The 19,132-nt window shown below is 30.4% G+C and carries 16 protein-coding genes, 1 pseudogene and 1 riboswitch; of the genes and pseudogenes, 15 read left to right on the top strand and 2 right to left on the bottom strand.

The features are described 5' to 3' along the window. Position 1 precedes the first annotated feature (1 nt). Both IC219_RS14830 and IC219_RS14825 read right to left on the bottom strand, forming a co-directional pair. On the bottom strand, positions 2-538 hold the full coding sequence (locus IC219_RS14830) for a DUF4364 family protein (RefSeq protein WP_009891708.1): 537 nt from the start codon (positions 536-538) through the stop codon (positions 2-4). Positions 539-728: 190 nt separating this feature from the next. Continuing rightward, positions 729-932 carry an alpha/beta-type small acid-soluble spore protein gene (locus tag IC219_RS14825; RefSeq protein WP_003422115.1) on the bottom strand — a complete coding sequence of 68 codons (204 nt, stop codon included), beginning with the start codon at positions 930-932 and terminating at the stop codon, positions 729-731. 290 nt (positions 933-1,222) lie between these two features. Between IC219_RS14825 and IC219_RS14820 the strand changes: the two genes are divergently transcribed. From IC219_RS14820 to IC219_RS14755, 15 genes and pseudogenes are all read left to right on the top strand, one after another. Continuing rightward, the gene (locus IC219_RS14820) at positions 1,223-1,987 is read left to right on the top strand and encodes a polysaccharide deacetylase family protein (RefSeq protein WP_227481869.1); all 765 of its coding nucleotides are present in this window, start codon (positions 1,223-1,225) and stop codon (positions 1,985-1,987) included. Positions 1,988-2,385: 398 nt separating this feature from the next. Then, complete coding sequence (prdC, locus tag IC219_RS14815) at positions 2,386-3,699, top strand: proline reductase-associated electron transfer protein PrdC (RefSeq protein ID WP_227433704.1); 1,314 nt, start codon at positions 2,386-2,388, stop codon at positions 3,697-3,699. 463 nt (positions 3,700-4,162) lie between these two features. Continuing rightward, a riboswitch (cyclic di-GMP riboswitch) is annotated at positions 4,163-4,248 on the top strand. Between the two features lie 589 nt (positions 4,249-4,837). Then, positions 4,838-6,961 (top strand): Cys-Gln thioester bond-forming surface protein, encoded by a 2,124-nt coding sequence (locus IC219_RS14810; protein WP_227853366.1) that lies wholly within the window; start codon positions 4,838-4,840, stop codon positions 6,959-6,961. A gap of 355 nt (positions 6,962-7,316) precedes the next feature. Next, on the top strand, positions 7,317-9,077 hold the full coding sequence (gene prdR / locus IC219_RS14805) for a sigma-54 dependent transcriptional regulator PrdR (protein ID WP_227433706.1): 1,761 nt from the start codon (positions 7,317-7,319) through the stop codon (positions 9,075-9,077). A gap of 442 nt (positions 9,078-9,519) precedes the next feature. Then, positions 9,520-9,781 (top strand): annotated as a pseudogene (locus IC219_RS22060) (D-proline reductase (dithiol) proprotein PrdA); the annotation flags it as partial. Between the two features lie 310 nt (positions 9,782-10,091). Continuing rightward, positions 10,092-11,969 (top strand): D-proline reductase (dithiol) proprotein PrdA, encoded by a 1,878-nt coding sequence (prdA, locus tag IC219_RS14795; RefSeq protein ID WP_227481872.1) that lies wholly within the window; start codon positions 10,092-10,094, stop codon positions 11,967-11,969. Between the two features lie 81 nt (positions 11,970-12,050). Further along, the gene (locus IC219_RS14790) at positions 12,051-12,344 is read left to right on the top strand and encodes a CBO2463/CBO2479 domain-containing protein (protein WP_227433709.1); all 294 of its coding nucleotides are present in this window, start codon (positions 12,051-12,053) and stop codon (positions 12,342-12,344) included. 40 nt (positions 12,345-12,384) lie between these two features. Further along, entirely contained in the window at positions 12,385-13,110 is a 726-nt protein-coding gene (gene prdB / locus IC219_RS14785; RefSeq protein WP_079739805.1) for a D-proline reductase (dithiol) protein PrdB, read from the top strand. A 79-nt stretch (positions 13,111-13,189) separates the two neighbouring features. Next, on the top strand, positions 13,190-13,948 hold the full coding sequence (prdD, locus tag IC219_RS21785; RefSeq protein WP_255287823.1) for a proline reductase cluster protein PrdD: 759 nt from the start codon (positions 13,190-13,192) through the stop codon (positions 13,946-13,948). Positions 13,949-13,962: 14 nt separating this feature from the next. Continuing rightward, a complete protein-coding gene (locus IC219_RS21780; protein WP_003422094.1) occupies positions 13,963-14,430 on the top strand; it encodes a glycine/sarcosine/betaine reductase component B subunit in 468 nt (155 codons plus the stop codon). A 26-nt stretch (positions 14,431-14,456) separates the two neighbouring features. Next, complete coding sequence (locus IC219_RS14775; protein WP_255606343.1) at positions 14,457-14,930, top strand: glycine/sarcosine/betaine reductase component B subunit; 474 nt, start codon at positions 14,457-14,459, stop codon at positions 14,928-14,930. Positions 14,931-14,949: 19 nt separating this feature from the next. Beyond that, positions 14,950-15,957, top strand: coding sequence for a proline racemase (locus IC219_RS14770; RefSeq protein ID WP_227853365.1), 1,008 nt, complete (start codon positions 14,950-14,952; stop codon positions 15,955-15,957). A gap of 118 nt (positions 15,958-16,075) precedes the next feature. Then, positions 16,076-16,957: a TSUP family transporter gene (locus IC219_RS14765; protein ID WP_227433711.1), complete on the top strand. Its 882-nt coding sequence runs from the start codon at positions 16,076-16,078 to the stop codon at positions 16,955-16,957. Positions 16,958-17,603: 646 nt separating this feature from the next. After that, positions 17,604-18,239: a single-stranded DNA-binding protein gene (locus IC219_RS14760; RefSeq protein ID WP_227433712.1), complete on the top strand. Its 636-nt coding sequence runs from the start codon at positions 17,604-17,606 to the stop codon at positions 18,237-18,239. A 183-nt stretch (positions 18,240-18,422) separates the two neighbouring features. Beyond that, positions 18,423-18,992: a class I SAM-dependent methyltransferase gene (locus IC219_RS14755; RefSeq protein ID WP_227433713.1), complete on the top strand. Its 570-nt coding sequence runs from the start codon at positions 18,423-18,425 to the stop codon at positions 18,990-18,992. Positions 18,993-19,132: the final 140 nt, after the last annotated feature.

Genomic DNA, 19,132 nt, shown 5'->3' with positions numbered 1-19,132 from the left:
CTTAATGTATGTCTCTTATAAGTAAGTCGATAACTTCAGCATACATATAAGATGCATTGTTTTTCCAATTGTTACAAATAAGTTTTGCTTGTTTCTCTGATGAAACATTTAGATTTAAATCTATTAAGTTAGATTGATTTTCTATGACTCTAAGATTGACAATAAATTCATTATCACTTTGTTTTACGAAGCTAGATTTTACTTGAGTATCTGCTAGTAAATTTTCTTTATTAGAATCTATATACTTGTCTATTTTTTCAGTAACACTAGTAGGTATTCGATTAAAAAAGTATTCTAGACTTTCTACACCTCTTTGAGTAAGAGCATAATATTCTCTGTCAGAGTCTTTATATGTAGTCAAAAACTTAGATTCCATAAGCTGAGATAAAAGCTGTTGTAATGAAAAGTAATTCATCATTTCAGTCTCTAATACTACTTGAGTTATTTGAGAATTAGTTAAATCCATTTTAATTTTTTCCAATATATACAAAATTAAAAGTTTGTGATAAGCTAATTCTTCAGATGAGTTTTCAAACATAAATATCATCCTCCGTCAAACTATTTCTATATATAATATATTAAACTAATTTATACAAAATTAAAAGAATAATTTGTATAGTATCATTAATCTTTAACAAATTAGATAAAATTAATTTTATAAATGAAGACAAGAAAACAGGGCTACCAATCGGCAGCCCTGTTGATACCCAGGTGTCAAAATTTACTATCTATTTTCCAGCCATTTGTCTTTCAGCCATTTCAACTAATTTCTTAGTCATGTATCCACCAACATATCCATTTTCTCTAGCTGTTAAGTTACCTTTGTCTATGTTTTCATAGTTAGATAAACCTATTTCGTTAGCTATTTCTAATTTCATTTGATTTAAAGCTGCTTTTGCTTCTGGCACTACTGTTCTGTTTGAATTTGACATAGTAAATTTCCTCCTTAAATAATTAGTTTATGATGTCTAACAACACTTTTATTTATGTGATGTTAATACTAATTTCTCCAAAATAAAAATAATATATACAGAAAAATAAAGGTAAAAATGTAAAAAATATAAAAAAATTAAAAAAAGTAGTATTTTAAAGGATTTAATTGGCCTAATATAGAGTTTATTTTTTTATTTGTTGTCCTATAAATTAAATATTACAGTACTTTTTTGAGCTAAAAAAAAATAAATTTTAAATATAGAAGAATTTATTTAAAAGGGGGAACAGTATGAAAAGAGAAGTTAAGAGAACTAAAGCTTTAATATATAGTGTTTTATTTTTTTCATTATTATTGGTACTAATATTTGCTCTTGTTTATGGAATAAAATATGTGTGCTCTAAATCTGATAACTCAAAAATGCCTATATATAGAGTTGATACAAATGAGAAAAAGATAGCTCTGAGTTTTGATGTTGCTTGGGGAACTGATAACATGGATGATATTCTTAAAATTTTGGATAAACATAACATAAAAGCTACTTTTTTTCTAGTTGGTAGTTGGGTGGATGATAACAAAGAAATTGTTAAAGCTATAGATGAAAAAGGACATGAGATTGGAAATCATTCAAATACACATGCTAATTTAAAAGAGATATCAAAAGAGGATATAAAAGAAGAAATAGAAACTACATCGGAAAAAATATTTAGCATAACAGGTAAAAAGACTAATCTATTTAGACCACCTTTTGGAGACGTAAACAATAAAGCTATGGACATTTGTGGGGATTTAGGTTATAAAGTAATTAAGTGGGATGTAGATTCGATAGATTGGAAAGAGCTTGGTCCAAATCATGTAATTGAAAAAGTAATAAAAGAAGCTCAGCCTGGTTCAATAGTTTTATTTCATGCTAATATAAATGATGTAGATAACTATTTGGACACCATAATAAATAGACTTAAAAAAGATGGATATAGCTTAGTAAAAATATCTGATTTATTATATAAAGACAATTACATAGTTGATTCTAATGGAGTACAAAAACTAAAAAACTAAAAAATTAATAATTAATAAATGTATATTTTTAGCAGTGTTGTGGAAAATTATATAGTATATGTTAGAAAAGTGTCGATAAAAAGACGGTGTCTGTTTTTTGACACTTTTTTATGTATGTATGTAATATCAATAATTATAGATTAAATCAGTAAAAAAAACGTCTAATAATTGACTTTTTTTTATTGGGTTTAAATGATTAAATTGAATTATAAACGCTGTAAGATAGTATTTTCAAAGGGTATAACTTTGTTTAAAAGTTGGCATAGAAATTGCTTTGATAATAAGCGATATGTTCTATAGAAATAAACAATATGTTAAAGTCTTGTAATAGAAAAACAAGATTAATATTATTTGAACAGCTTATAAAAAAAATTAATATATTTAAGGGGGCGTACTAGTTGAACAAACTATATTCTATTTTATTAAAACAACACGTTGGTGGTCCAGATAAGCCAGTAGTAAGTGTTGGAGATGTAGTAAAAAAAGGAACTCTAATCGCAGAACCAGCTGGATTAGGAGCAAATATTTATGCCAGTGTTAGTGGAAAAATAAGTGAAATAAATGACCAAGCTATAGTAATTGAAGCTGATGAAGCACAAGATGATACTTTTGAACCATTAAAAGGAGAAAGTATACTTGACTTAATTAAAGAAGCTGGAGTTGTAGGAATGGGTGGAGCAGGATTCCCTACTCATATAAAATTAAACATAGATTTAAAAGGTGGAACAATATTAGCAAATGCAGCTGAATGTGAACCTTTACTAGCTCATAACATAAAAGAAATAGAAGAAAATCCAGAAATAGTTTACAAAGGTATAAAATATGCTATGGAAGTTACTAATGCTGGAAAAGGTATGCTAGCAATAAAAAGCAAACATCCAGAAGCAATAGCAGCATTCAAAAAAGTAATAAAACCAGGAGATAATATAGAAGTTGCTGAACTAGTTGATATGTACCCAATGGGAGAAGAAAGAGCTATAGTAAGAGATGTTCTAGGAAAATTACTTGAGCCAACTCAATTACCTTCAGAAGCTAATGCAGTAGTAATAAACGTGGAAACATTAACTAGAATAGTAGAAGCTGTTGAGCAAAAAAGACCAGTTATATCTAAAAATATAACTGTAGTTGGTCAATTAAACAGTGGAAAAGAATCTATAGTATTTGAAGATGTGCCAATCGGAACTACTGTTGGAGAATTAATTGAAAGAGCTGGTGGAATAAAAGGTGAATATGGTGAAATAATCCTAGGAGGACCTTTCACAGGAAAAGCTACTACTTTAGATACTCCAATAACTAAAACTAGTGGTGGTATAATAGTTACTATGCCATTTGTTAATGAAAAAAGAAAAATGGGTCTTTTAGTCTGTGCATGTGGACCTAACGAAGAAAGAATGAGAGACATAGCAGCTAAAATGGGCGTTACTGATATAGTATCAGTTCAAAAATGTAAACAAGCTCAAGAAATAAAAGGTGCATTAAAATGTGAAAATCCAGGACACTGTCCAGGACAAGCTCAAAAATGTATAGAATTTAAAAAAGCTGGAGCAGAAGTTATATTAATAGGTAACTGTACTGACTGTAGTAATACAGTAATGGGTTCTGCACCAAAATTAAAATTAGGTGTATATCATATAACTGACCATGTAATGAGAACAGTTAATCACCCATTAATAAGAAGAATAAAAGGTGACGTAAGATTAAAAATAAAATAATTAATTAATGTAAAATCATATATTAATTAATGTAAAATCATATAATAAAAACATCTTTAGAAGTGAGTCTTAAAAATTACTTCTGAGGATGTTTTTTTATGTAATATATAAGTTAAATTTATAAAATATATAAATGAAATGGAAAAAATAGACAAAAATTAATCTATATTGTATAATAATGACAATAGCTATTAAAATTATATCAGACAAAAATAGTAAAGCTCAAGTATGTGATTTGTGTTGACATATATAAATTAAATTTAGTTAACTATCCAATAGAGTAAAAGTTTTTGTGTTATTTAAAGATACTCCATGGTATCTTTTTTAGTATAGAAACGAATTTTTGTCTTATATTAGAAAAATTATTTTGAAATATTAGTTTGTATTTTAATACATTCATAAAAAGTGCACTTAAAGAGTTAAAGCATTGAACAAAATATTAAAAAAATAAAAATTACAAAAACCTATTTATAGAAACTTTGAAGTATATCTTAAATTTGGGCACTTAAGGGATATATGGAGTTAGTAGTGCAACCTGCTATAAATATAAATAGGAGTAACTTTTAATTATCAAAAATATATAAACAGATATAATAAAGTACATAAATCATAGTAAATATAAATAAATATAAAATATATTTTTGAAATAGCTCCCTACATTCATAAAGAGTGTAGAGTGGCAGAACATCTGCCCAAAACTCCTTTAATTGCTGGAAGTTCCTAAAGCTAACTAAACCACAACATAATCATGAAATAAGGATAGATGTGATAGAGTGTCTATTTGATAGATACTTGATGGTTACGAAAGTAGAAAAAATTAGTTAGATAGCATAAGGTTAAATCCTAAGTGCCTTAAAAATGGATAATCAGCAGGTAAGCTTCGAAAAGAAGAAACTTCAACGACTAGAGAGAAATCTCGTACCTACAAGTGTGGGGAAATGGGGAGTACCTAATTATTAGGTAATGATATAGTCTGTGCTTAATAGAAATATTAAGAAGTTCATTAGAGAACTGGTTAGGATTAACGACCCTAATTGAACACGCTAAAGATGTATTGTGGAATCAAATCTATACAAGAATATAATATTTTGAATTATATTAGATAGATACAATATATATTTTTAGTATCAGGAGAATTTTGAAAGTAAAAATTAAAAAATCAAGCATAATTAGTTTAGCCATAGCTTTTAGTATGGTATTTGCTACATTTACGCCAATAGTATCTTACGCTGCTGAAATGAAGGGCAAAGATGTAGTTCTTGATGGTGAGAAGCCATCAGAGGGGCAAACTCCAGAAGGAGAACAACCATCAGAGGGGCAAACTCCAGAAGGAGAACAACCATCAGGGGGACAAACTCCAGAAGGAGAACAACCATCAGAGGGACAAACTCCAGAAGGAGAGCAACCATCAGAGGGACAAACTCCAGAAGGAGAGCAACCATCAGAGGGACAAACTCCAGAAGGGGAACAACCATCAGAGGGACAAACTCCAGAGGGAGAGCAACCATCAGAGGGGCAAACTCCAGAGGGAGAACAACCATCAGAGGGGCAAACTCCAGAGGGAGAGCAACCATCAGAGGGGCAAACTCCAGAAGGAGAGCAACCATCAGAGGGACAAACTCCAGAAGAAGAACTAGTAGTAGAAGAAATGAACTTAAAGCAAAATATTGAGAAAATTCTTGATATGACTTTATCTCAGATAACTAAAATTGTATATAATTTCTGGGAAGATGAAGAATCTGTAAAAACAGATGAACAATCAGAAATTAGACAAGTACTTACTTCAAAAGATCAAAATTTACATCTATGGTATGATAAAAAAGCAAAAGTAAAAAATACATGTTTACTAAAAGAAGATGGTTCAAATAGACCTTATTATGATATAAGATTTGATGATATTACAAAGACGTTAACTTTTGATTATATAGTAGAGGGTCTTATAGGCGCAAGTACTAAAGATAACAAATATATAATAGATGGAGAAGATGGCGAACAAACTGCATTTTGTTATAATAATCATCTAAAAGCTCCAACCAGTGATGGTAAGAGTCCATATTTACCAGCAGAAGATTTTAATGGTCAAGAAAATAAAAATGAAGATGCAATTAAATCTATAATCTATGCAGGTTCTGAATTTGATGGATTTGGATATAAACAACAGTTCAATTTAGGTGGAGAAGAAAATGAAGGTGCAGTTTATTCAGCAACTCAAAGTGCAATATGGATTATGCTTGGACAAGTGGATGAACAAGCAAAACTTAAACAATATCAAGGAAGTATAAACTTTTATGATATACTTATAGAAAGTGCAAAGACTGAAGAAGAAAAAGCTGAATATCAAAAAGGTAAAGAACAAGCAATAAATATAAAAGCTTATTTAGAAGCATTGTTAGATGCAGGTCATAAACAACTAAAACCAGATGATACAGGAAAACCTAGCCTAAGCAATGGTTCAACTGATATTAAATTTGATAAAAATGAAGATGGAACTTATGAAACAGAAGCTATAGCTTTAGTGGGTTATAGTGGTGTAGTTAAGTTAAGATTGCCAAATGGAGTAACTGCCTATGACGAAGAGGGCAATATAATAGGTACAGGTGAAGTAGAAGTTTCAACACAACATAAATTTAAACTTAAAAGTGTTGAAAAGCCAGATTCAAAGGCTAATATCTCTGCAGTATCTTATGATTATATTTTCCCTAAAGCTATTCAATATTATAAGTCAGTTTTTGATTTTGGAGAGAAAGACCATTCATCTTTATTACCAGCTAGTAAGCAAAATTTATTGAGTTATACAATAGAACAAAAGAATGGTGAAGAAGTTAACTTTAATATAGGTTTACCAACAGATGGAGGTTCAGATGTAAATCCACCAGTGCCACCAACAGATGATACTGTAAATCCACCAGTACCACCATCAGGAGGAGGAGACTCAAATGGACATAAGCCATCACCACCAACAGATGATACAGTGATAAATCCACCAGTGCCACCAGCAGATGATACAGTGATAAACCCACCAGTACCACCAACAGATGATACTGTGGTAAATCCACCAGTACCACCAACAGGTGATACAGTGGTAGATACATCAGTACCACCAACAGATGATACTGTAATAAATCCACCAGTACCACCAACAGATGATACTGTGGTAAAATCACCAAAAACAGGTGACGAAACTCAAATAATGTCATATGTATTTATTGGCATAATTGCAATTTGTGGATTAGGGTATCATTGTAAAAGAGCAAAAAATTAATCTAGATTATTACTTATTAAGTTTAAAAATACATTGTCTCAAATTGATTTAAAAATCGTTTTGAGACATTTTTTTTGCGTAAGTATAACTTATTTTAAAGTGTACACTAACTGTTTTATGAATAGAAAAATGGTTTGAAGGTGAAAATAGTATTGAAAAAGTAATGTACTAAGTATATAATTCATTTGATTTTATTTGTATGAATTAAAAGTCAATTTTAGTGATTATACAAATTTAGATATTAATCTCTTAAGAAATTTTAATATTAATTATTCAATAAATTATTATTATAATATGCTAGAATAAATATATATAAATAAGTTTTGATGAGGTACTACTATAAAGGGGGGACTTTATGTTTTCGATACCAGAAGTAAAAAAAGTAGAAGAAGTAATGGATACAAAATTTACAACTATAGACGAAGACACAAAAATAGAAAGTGCAATAAAAGAAATGATAAGAAGTAATACAAAAACTCTAATGGTAATAGATTCATCTAGTGAATTAAAAGGAATTATATCTATGACTGATATACATAATCTTTATGAGATGCATAAAAAATATGAAGGCCAACCAGTAAAACTTATAATGAAAAAAGATGTTATATATGTCAGTGAAGGCTTAACCTTAGATGAGTGTAGAGATATAATGATATTAAAAAATATAGGTATTCTTCCTGTGCTTAGAGATAATAAAATCATTGGTGTCTTGAAACAAGAGCATATTAGAGATTATTTATACATGCATTTAGAAGATTATGGATTAACTTTAAAATACATTATAGGTCAGATTAAAGAAGGAATTTGTGCTATAAATAATGAAGGTGTTGTAATTTTATGGAATAATTTTATGGAAGAAAGGTATGATATAAAGTCTGAAGACATAGTGGGTCGACCGATGAACGAGTTTTTGGAAAATACTATTTCAGAAAAAGTACTAAATAGTAAAGTCGGTATGAGTGATTTATATTTTACTGACAAAAAAGAAAACATGTATGCATTAGTTCATGCAAATCCTATATTTTATAAAGAAGAATTCATTGGTGTTGTATGTACTGAAGTAGACGTTACAGAAGCTAAGATATTAGCTCTTGAACTTGAAAAAGTAAATGATACATTAAAATATTTAAAAGATGAAGTAAAAAATTTATCTAAAGGTAGCTTTGACAAGATTTTAGGTAAAAGTTATAAATTGGAAAAATCGAAAGCGATTGCAAAACAAGTAGCTAGAACCAACAGTAGTATATTCATTTGGGGCGAAAGTGGTACAGGTAAAGAAGTATTTGCTAGAGCTATTCATGATTATAGTGAGAGAAAAGGTCAATTTATACCTGTTAACTGTAGTGCTATACCAAATGAATTATTTGAGAGCGAATTTTTTGGTTATGAATCAGGTGCATTCACTGGAGCAAGTAAAAAAGGTAGAATAGGTATATTTGAACTTGCGAAGGATGGAACAGTATTTTTGGATGAAATCGCAGATTTACCTCTTAGTATGCAAGCTAAATTGCTTAGAGTATTGCAAGAAAAAGAAATAAGACGAGTTGGTGGAGATACTACAATAAAAATAAATCCTAGAATAATATCAGCTACTAATAAAGATTTAGAAAAAATGGTAAAAGCAGAAAAATTTAGAGAAGATTTATATTATAGATTAAATGTTGTAGAAATAAAAATACCACCTCTTAGAGAGAGAAAAGAAGATATAGGATTATTAGTGCATAGTTTCTTGGAAGAAATATGCAAACAAAACAATAAGCCTGTTCTTACAATAAGTAAAGATGTAATTGATATATTTCAAAATTATAGATGGAAAGGGAATATAAGGGAATTAAAAAACACAATTGAAAATATTGTTGTCCTATCCCAAAATCCTAGAATAGAAGTAGATGATGTACCAAGCTATATGATGGATTCTAGAAATAACAATACAGAGGAAGAAGAATATCCTCTAGATTTGACGAAAGCTACTCAAAAGATTGAAGTAAAAAATATAACAAAGGCACTTAAAATGTCTAATGGAAATAAAGCTAAAGCTGCTAAAATATTAAACATACCAAGAACTACGTTATATTATAAGATAGATCAGTATAAAATAGATGTGTCTAAAATATGACACATGACTAAATTTTGACAAAATAATAATCTTTAATTTGAAACCAAGCAAAATCAATGTTTGGAGTAGTATGATATATGTGACTGTGTTAAAAAAAATAAAAAAGTGTTGATTAATTGACACTTTTTTTGTTTTGAGAAAATGTTTCCAAACATAAAAAACAGGGTGTTGTAAATAAATAGTTATATAATATTTGGCTAAAAATAGCGATAGAGGAAGGTTGTATTATAGAAAATATCTTTTTGTTAATAAGTTGGCATAGGAATTGCTTATATATAAAGTGACTTCAAATGAGAAAAAAATAGTATTAATTATGACGATTTATGTAAGTTGAAAAGTTTTAACACTTAGGGCTGTTAGTAGGGAACAGTAAATATGTTAATTATTAAGAGTGTTAGGGCATCAATATAAATTAAAAATCAAATGAAGGAGGCATTTTATTATGTCAATAACTTTAGAAACAGCTCAAGCCCATGCAAATGATCCAGCAGTATGCTGCTGTAGATTTGAAGAAGGAACAATAATAGCACCAGAAAACTTAGAAGACCCAGCAATATTTGGAGATTTAGAAGATTCAGGATTATTAGTTATTCCAGAAAATCATTTAACAGTTGGTCAAGTATTAGGAGCTAAATTAACAAAAACTTTAGATGCATTATCTCCAATGACTACAGATAATGTAGAAGGATATAAAGTAGCAAAAACAGATGCTGAAGAATCTGCTAAAGAAGTAGAAGCTCCAGTAGTTCAAGTAACGCCAGCTCAAGGTGCTACAGTTCAAGCTACAACAGGTCAAGTAATAAAAATACACATAAAAGAAGGTAAAGATATAAACTTAGAAATACCTTTGAAAATAGCTGCTCAAATGGGAGTAGTACCACAAAAATAATAGTTGAAATATAACTATTAAAGCCGGTTTTAATTTACTTGATTCCTCAGTTAAGGGGTTACCTGTTGAGGAATCGAGATTTAAAATAATAAATAAGAAAATAATGTAAGGAGGTATTTTATACTATGTCAATAACTTTAGAAACAGCTCAAGCCCATGCAAATGACCCAGCAGTATGTTGTTGTAGATTTGAAGCGGGAACAATAATAGCACCAGAAAACTTAGAAGATCCAGCAATATTTGCAGACTTAGAGGATTCTGGATTATTAACAATACCAGAAAATGGATTAACTATAGGTCAAGTACTAGGAGCTAAGTTAAAAGAAACTTTAGATGCTCTATCTCCAATGACTACAGAAAATGTAGAAGGATACAAAGCAGGAGAAGCTAAAGAAGTAGTAGAAGAAGCAGTAGTAGAAGAAGCTCCAGCAGCTTTAGAAGCAGTAGTGCCAGTAAGCACAGGAGTTTTAGGTGAAACAGTTAAAATACACATAGGTGAAGGTAAAGATATAAGCTTAGAAATACCTTTATCAGTAGCTGGTCAAGCGGGAGTTGTTGCTCCAGTAGCAAACGTTGCTGCTCCAGTAGCAGGTGCAGTAGCAGAAGTAGCTCCAAAAGCTGAAGAAAAGAAATTATTAAGAAGCTTAACTAAAAAACACTTTAAAATAGACAAAGTTGAATTTGCTGATGAAACTAAAATAGAAGGAACTACTTTATACATCAGAAATGCAGCAGAAATATGTAAGGAAGCTAATGACACTCAAGAATTAGTTGTTGATGTTAAATTAGAAATAATAACTCCTGATAAGTATGAAACTTACAGTGAGGCTGTATTAGATATACAACCAATCGCTACTAAAGAAGAAGGCGAATTAGGTTCAGGTATAACAAGAGTTATAGATGGAGCTATAATGGTATTAACTGGTACAGATGAAGATGGAGTTCAAATAGGTGAATTCGGTTCTTCAGAAGGTGAATTAAACACTACTATAATGTGGGGTAGACCAGGTGCTGCTGACAAAGGTGAAATATTCATCAAAGGTCAAGTAACAATAAAAGCTGGAACTAACATGGAAAGACCAGGACCTTTAGCTGCTCACCGTGCTTTTGATTATATAACTCAAGAGATAAGAGAAGCTTTAAAGAAAGTTGACAACTCTTTAGTAGTAGACGAAGAAGTAATCGAGCAATATAGAAGAGAAGGTAAAAAGAAAGTTGTTGTTATAAAAGAAATAATGGGACAAGGTGCAATGCATGATAACTTAATATTACCAGTTGAACCAGTTGGTACATTAGGAGCTCAACCAAACGTTGACTTAGGAAACATGCCAGTTGTATTATCTCCACTTGAAGTATTAGATGGTGGTATCCATGCATTAACTTGTATAGGACCTGCATCAAAAGAAATGTCAAGACATTACTGGAGAGAGCCATTAGTAATAAGAGCTATGCAAGATGAAGAAATAGATTTAGTAGGTGTTGTATTTGTTGGTTCTCCACAAGTAAATGCTGAGAAATTCTATGTATCTAAGAGATTAGGTATGTTAGTTGAAGCTATGGAAGTTGATGGAGCTGTAGTAACTACTGAAGGTTTCGGAAACAACCATATAGATTTCGCATCTCACATAGAGCAAATAGGTATGAGAGGTATACCAGTAGTTGGTGTAACTTATTCAGCAGTTCAAGGTGCTCTAGTTGTTGGTAATAAATACATGACTCACATGGTAGACAATAACAAGTCTAAGCAAGGTATAGAAAATGAAATATTATCAAACAATACATTAGCTCCAGAAGAGGCTATAAGAATCATGGCTATGCTTAAAAATGCTATTGCAGGTGTAGAAGTTAAAGCTCCTGAAAGAAAATGGAATCCAAATGTTAAGTTAAATAACATAGAGGCTATAGAAAAAGCTACAGGAGAAAAAATAGTATTAGAAGATAATGAGCAATCTTTACCAATGAGTAAGAAGAGAAGAGAAATATACGAAAAAGACGAAAACTAAAATTTAGATAATAACTAAGATTTAGATAACAATATAAATTTAGATCCAAGTTTAAAATAAGTATAGAGAGGTAAAATTATAATGGATAGATTAAAATATATCTCATCAGAGACTTTTTATGAGGGTGTTATAGTCGAAATCATGGGTGGTGGAGTAACTATAGACCTAAAAGGTAGACTTGGACAATTTAAAATACCTAATAGAATGCTTATAACTGACTACGAACTTAAGATAGGTCAAGAGGTTGGATTCATGCTAAGCTATCCTGAGGTATTAAGTCCAGAACCTAATCATGAGTATGTAGAAAATATTAGGAGAGAAAAAGAAAAGCAAGCAGAAATGCAAGCTAAAAAGAAGCAAGAAGAAGAAAAATAATAATAATTAATCGTTTGAAAATAGAAGGGAGAGGAAATATATGAGCCTTACAACAGTACAAGGACTTCAATCTGAAATATTTGTTCCAATAACACCTCCTCCAGTTTGGACTCCTGTAACTAAAGAATTAAAAGATATGACTATAGCTTTAGCTACAGCAGCTGGTGTTCACTTAAAATCTGACAAGAGATTCAATCTAGCAGGAGATACTACTTTTAGAGCTGTACCTAACACAGCTACAGTTGATGAAATGATGGTATCACATGGTGGATACGATAATGGAGATGTAAATAAAGATATAAACTGTATGTTCCCTATAGATAGATTACATGAATTAGCTGCAGAAGGATTTATAAAAGCAGTAGCTCCTATGCACTATGCATTCATGGGTGGTGGAGGAAACCAACATGTCTTCACTGAAGAAACTGGTCCTGCTATCGCTGCTAAACTTAAAGAAGAGGGAGTAGACGGTGTAGTCATGACAGCTGGCTGAGGTACTTGCCATAGAACTGCCGTGATCGTGCAGAGAGCAATAGAGGAAGCTGGAATACCTACAATAATAATCGCAGCTCTTCCTCCAGTAGTTAGACAAAACGGAACTCCTAGAGCAGTTGCTCCATTAGTTCCAATGGGTGCTAATGCTGGTGAACCACATAACATAGAAATGCAAACACATATATTAAGAGATACATTAGAGCAATTAGTTGCTATACCATCTGCTGGTAAGATAGTTCCATTACCATACGAATATAAAGCTCACGTTTAAAATGTAATTTATATTTGAAAATACAAAACCCTTCTCCTACATAATTAGGAGAGGGGTTTTAAGAACAAAGGTGGCTATTATGGAAGAAAAAATAATGAGAAGACTTGTTATAAAACCGTTTCATATGAATGAAGTTAATTTCGGTTCAAAAACTTCTATAAAGAAAGATGTACTTACAATTGATTTATCAAGTATAGATGAAATAAAAGCAAGAGAAGATTTAATAACAGATATAAAAGTAGATATTATAAAACCTGGAGACTATGACAGGGAAATTAATACTATTATGGACATTATACCAATATCAACCAAAGTTTTAGGCAGATTGGGAGAGGGAATTACACATACTTTAACTGGTGTATATGTAATGCTAACTGGTGCAGACGAAGATGGAAATCAAATGCATGAATTTGGTTCCTCAGAAGGAATTTTGAGTGAACAAATGGTGTTTGGTAGATATGGGACTCCATCAGTTGAAGACTATATAATCCATGTGGATGTAACTCTTAAGGGAGGTTTACCTTTTGAAAGAACACTTCCACTTGCAGCATTTAAAGCATGTGATGATTTTATACAAGAAATAAGAACGTCTTTGAAAATGGAAGACGGAAGAAATGCTACTCAAGTTCGTGAATATTTTGACAAAATTCGACCAAATGCAAAAAAGGTTGTCATAGTAAAACAAATAGCAGGTCAAGGGGCTATGTATGACAATCAGTTATTCTCAAAGGAACCTAGTGGTTTTGAAGGAGGAACATCAATTATAGATATGGGAAATGTACCTATGATTATATCTCCTAATGAATATAGAGATGGTGCCCTTAGAGCTATGACTTAAGAGAGGTGGATATTATGGGAATAGGACCTTCAACAAAAGAAACATCTCTTCATCACTTTAGAGACCCACTTTTGGATATAGTTGAAAGTGATAAGGATGTAGATTTACTTGGAGTAATAGTAGTAGGAACTCCAGATGGAAATGAAAATAAAACTTTTGTAGGACAGAGAACAGCTGCTTGGCTGGAAGCTATGAGAGTAGATGGAGCTATAGTCTCTTCAGATGGTTGGGGAAACTCACATGTTGACTATGCTAATACATTTGAAGAAATAGGAAAAAGAGATATACCTGTAGTTGGAGTAACATTTAATGGTACTCAAGCTAAGTTTGTTGTAAGCAATCAATATATGGATACCATAGTTGATATGAACAAATCAAAAGAAGGTATTGAGACAGAAGTTGTTGGAGAAAACAACACAAATGAGATTGATGCTAAAAAAGCTTTGGCATTTTTAAAATTAAAAATGAGAAAGCATGGATAAAAAATTTAAGTAAGGGGATGAGTTTTGTGGGAATTTCTACATCAATGAAAAACACATCACTTCAGATTTTTAGAGACCCATTACTTGATTTAATAGACAATGATCCTGACGTAGATTTGCTAGGAGTAGTTGTAGTTGGTACATCAGAGCACAATGAATGGAAATCCTTTTTATCAGCCAGGCTTGGAAGATGGGTTGAAGCATTGCGACCTGATGGAGTGATTATAACCTTAGATATGGCAGGAAACCAGCATATTGATTTTACAAATGCTATATCAGAGTTTGTAAAATCAGACATACCTACAGTAGGTCTTACTATTATGGGAGCAGATGGTCTAGTAGTTACCAATCAGTATTTAGATAAAGCTACCATAATTGATTATAAAAAGACAACAGGCTACATAGAAACAGAAGTAGTTGGAGACAATCACTTGGATGAAGTTGATGTAAAAAAAGCATTAGCTTTTCTAAAACTAAAAATGCGTAAAAACGCAAAATAAACCTAAGGGGGAATTTGATATGAAATTTAGCAGAAGTATACAAGCTATAGACTCTCATACAGCAGGAGAAGCAACTAGAATAGTTGTAGGTGGAATACCTAACATAAAAGGAAATTCTATGCCTGAGAAAAAAGAATATTTAGAAAAAAATCTAGATTATTTAAGAACTGCTATAATGTTAGAGCCAAGAGGACATAATGATATGTTTGGTTCTGTAATGACTCAACCTTGTTGCCCAGATGCTGACTTTGGAATAATCTTCATGGACGGTGGCGGATACCTTAACATGTGTGGCCATGGTACAATAGGAGCTATGACAGCAGCTATAGAAACAGGTGTAGTTCCAGCAGTAGAGCCTATAACTCATGTAGTTATGGAAGCTCCAGCAGGAATAATAAGAGGGGACGTTACAGTTGTAGATGGAAAAGCTAAAGAAGTATCATTCTTAAACGTACCAGCTTTCTTATATAAAGAAGGTGTTGAAGTTGACTTACCAGGTGTTGGAACAGTTAAATTTGATATATCATTTGGTGGAAGCTTCTTTGCTATAATACATGCAAGTCAATTAGGTTTAAAAATAGAACCTCAAAATGCTGGTAAATTAACTGAACTAGCTATGAAACTTAGAGATATAATAAACGAAAAAATAGAAATACAACATCCAACTTTAGCTCATATAAAAACTGTAGATTTAGTTGAAATATATGATGAGCCAACTCATCTAGAAGCTACTTACAAAAACGTAGTTATATTTGGTCAAGGTCAAGTTGACAGATCTCCATGTGGAACTGGAACAAGTGCTAAATTAGCTACTTTACATGCTAAAGGTGAATTAAAAGTAGGAGAAAAATTCGTATATGAAAGTATATTAGGAACTTTATTCAAAGGTGAAATAGTTGAAGAAACTAAAGTTGCAGATTTCAATGCTGTAGTACCTAAAATAAGTGGTTCTGCTTATATAACTGGATTTAATCACTTTGTAATAGATGAAGAAGATCCACTTAAACATGGATTTATTCTTAAATAGAAACAAATAAATTGGGAAATTAAAATAGAATAGTAACCTCTTGCTGGTTACTATTCTATAGCTTTTAGGCTATAAGATTCAGAATATATAAAAAAATAAAAAAACAGGAGGATGGATTATGGTAGCAATCTTAAAGGCATTATACGTAGTATTCGCAGCAATCTTTGCAGTTGTATTTGGTAAAGACGTAGCTAAAGCAAACAAAGAGGGGAAACTAGAAGAACAAAGTACTCCAAAAGTTGCTGTAACAGGATTTATAACAGATTTTTTTGATACATTAGGAATAGGCTCATTTGCTCCAACAATAGCAATGTCAAAAGCTTTAAAATTAAACATACCAGATAAGAAAATGCCTGGTACGTTAAACGTAGCACATACTATTCCAGTTGTTACTGAAGCATTTATATTTACATCAATCATACCAGTTGATGGTGTAACTCTAGTATCTATGGTTGTAGCAGCAGCAGTTGGTTCATATATAGGTGCAGGAATAATAGCTAAAATGGACGAAAGAAAGATACAAATGGTTATGGGTGTGACTCTAGCATTAACAGCAATATTAATGTTATTAGGTCATCCTTGGGTTAATGTATTACCAGGTGGAGGAAATGAATTAGGTCTTACTGGTGTTAAGTTAGTAATAGGTGTAGTAGGTAACTTTATACTAGGTGCTTTAATGACAGCTGGTATAGGACTATATGCTCCAGGTATGGCAATGGTTTACTTCTTAGGAATGTCTGCAAAAGTTGCGTTCCCAATAGTTATGGGTTCTTGTGCATTATTAATGCCAGTTGCAAGTATGAAATTCATAAAAGAAGATGCATATACTAAAAAAGCATCAGTTATAATAGCTATCTGTGGTTTAATAGGGGTTTTCGTAGCAGCATATATAGTAAAAACTTTACCAATGGATATATTAAAAGCATTAGTAATAATAGTTATAGCTTACACTTCTGCTACAATGATAATGGCTGCAAATAAAAATAAAAAGACTGCTTAGTATTTATTAAATATTACAGCTAACAATAAAAATTATAAACTGCTTTGGAACGTTAATATTAATGTTCTAAGGCAGTTTTTTATTTATTAGATATAATTATATAAAGCAATTAGTGTGCCAATTATACAATATATATATATAAGTTTAGTAAATTAAGTATAAATATAGCTATATTTTCTAAAGTTAAGGTGTAAACTGAAGTTAAATATTTAAATTTAATACTAGATATAAGAAAAAAAGTTAATATATTGATGTATATTAACAAAAATATTAGTATAATAAGTCGAATATAACTTATAATTGAAGAAAATTGAGTTTATAATGACTTGATAGTTATCTGAATCATTTGAATTAATTTGAAATATTGATATTGCTTATGTGTATAAATTAGCCTTGAGTTATATATGACTTAAAAGTAGATAAGGAGTAATTTAATAATTAATTTTGATTAAAATAAATAATATATTGTATGAATCCATAATAGTTTTACAAACTTTAAATCAAAAGATTAAATGAAATTTATAAATAAATAAAAAGTTTTAAACAGCAATCAAAGATTTGTAATAAAATACATCACTCACAAATATATTTATTATATAAGCTGATACCAGAAATATAAGAATTAACAATTGTGGAGGGATAAAATATGATAGCTGTTAAAGATGAGAATAACGTAGTAAACTTAAGAGGGGAGTTAGACAATAAGCTAGAATTTAGTCATGAGATATTTGGAGAGAAATTTTATAATGTGAAAATAAAGATAAACAGACTAAGTGATTCCTTTGATACACTTCCTATGACTGTGTCAGAGAGACTTCTTCAAGATATTGATATCAATAAACAAAATTTAGTCAATGTTGTAGGTCAATTGAGATCATATAATAAAACCTTAAATAATAAAAATAGATTAGTGCTTACAGTATTTGTTAGAGAAATAAAGGCTATAGAAGAGGAAAATAAAGACCCAAACAGCATATTTCTAGATGGGTATGTATGTAAAGAGCCTGTGTATAGGAAAACTCCTTTAGGAAGGGAAATAACTGATTTATTGGTAGCTATAAACAGACCTTATAATAAATCTGATTATATACCATCAATAGTCTGGGGGAGAAATGCAAAGTTTGCAAAAAACTTAAAAGTTGGTGATAGAATACAGCTTTGGGGTAGAGTTCAAAGTAGAGAGTATGAGAAAAAAATAGATGAGGATAATGTAGTGAAAAAAATGGCATATGAAGTATCTATATCAAAAATAAAAAAATTAGATGAAAATAATAATGATTAAATATTAAAAATATATTGTTTTTTCATTAAAAAAACTAATAAATTTGCTATAATAATATATTAAAAATAAATAAAGATTGTTTAAAAAAATACTAATGAAATATCTCTTGAATAGTTGCTCGCCATTTATTATAATGTAATCTGTACATAATTTATAATTGAGAAAATGAAGAGGTGAAGCATTGTGAAAAGCATATTATATCAGATAAATAGACAGCCAGTTAAAGCTAAATATACATCTGATGAATTAGAATGTTTTTTGGATACAATTGAGTATAATGTAGGGGATAAAATATTGCTTGTTGGCCATATAGGAAACCTAGGCAAGAGATTAAGAGGTCTTGGTACTTCTGTGACTATACTAGAGAATAGTAACTATGAAGATGTATGTTATTCTTTAGTATATAATGAAAATTGCAATGTAGTTAAAGGTAAGTTAGAGTTTTTGCCGTTTGATGATAATCAGTTCAACAAGATAATAATAGTAGACCAATTTAATGTTATTACAGATTGTGAAAAAGCTTCATCTGAAATACAAAGAGTTTTAAAAGGTAATGGAGAGGTTATATTAGAAGATTTAAACTTAAAAAATTTAAAAGTTAAACTAAACTATCTTAAGCATAAATTTTGTGGTTCTGTAGCAAAGATTCACTATCCACATGAAGTATTTAATATATTTTCAAGATTAAATTTTGATGGTATGATTAAAGAGTCAAATAAATTAAAATATATTTATGTGGGAAAAAGAAGATAAATGAGTTAAAATATAAATATGGATATAATATAAAAGACTAGGTTAAGCCTAGTCTTTTGTTATAAGGAGATGTAGATATGGAAATAAATTATGAGTTAATAATAATTGTTATGCTCTTTGTAATCCTAATGTCAATTCAA

Origin of the sequence: Clostridioides sp. ES-W-0018-02, assembly GCF_020658175.1 — a bacterium.
Taxonomy (GTDB): domain Bacteria; phylum Bacillota; class Clostridia; order Peptostreptococcales; family Peptostreptococcaceae; genus Clostridioides.
Note: the sequence above shows the minus strand (reverse complement) of the source record. Positions and strands in the feature narration are given on the sequence as shown.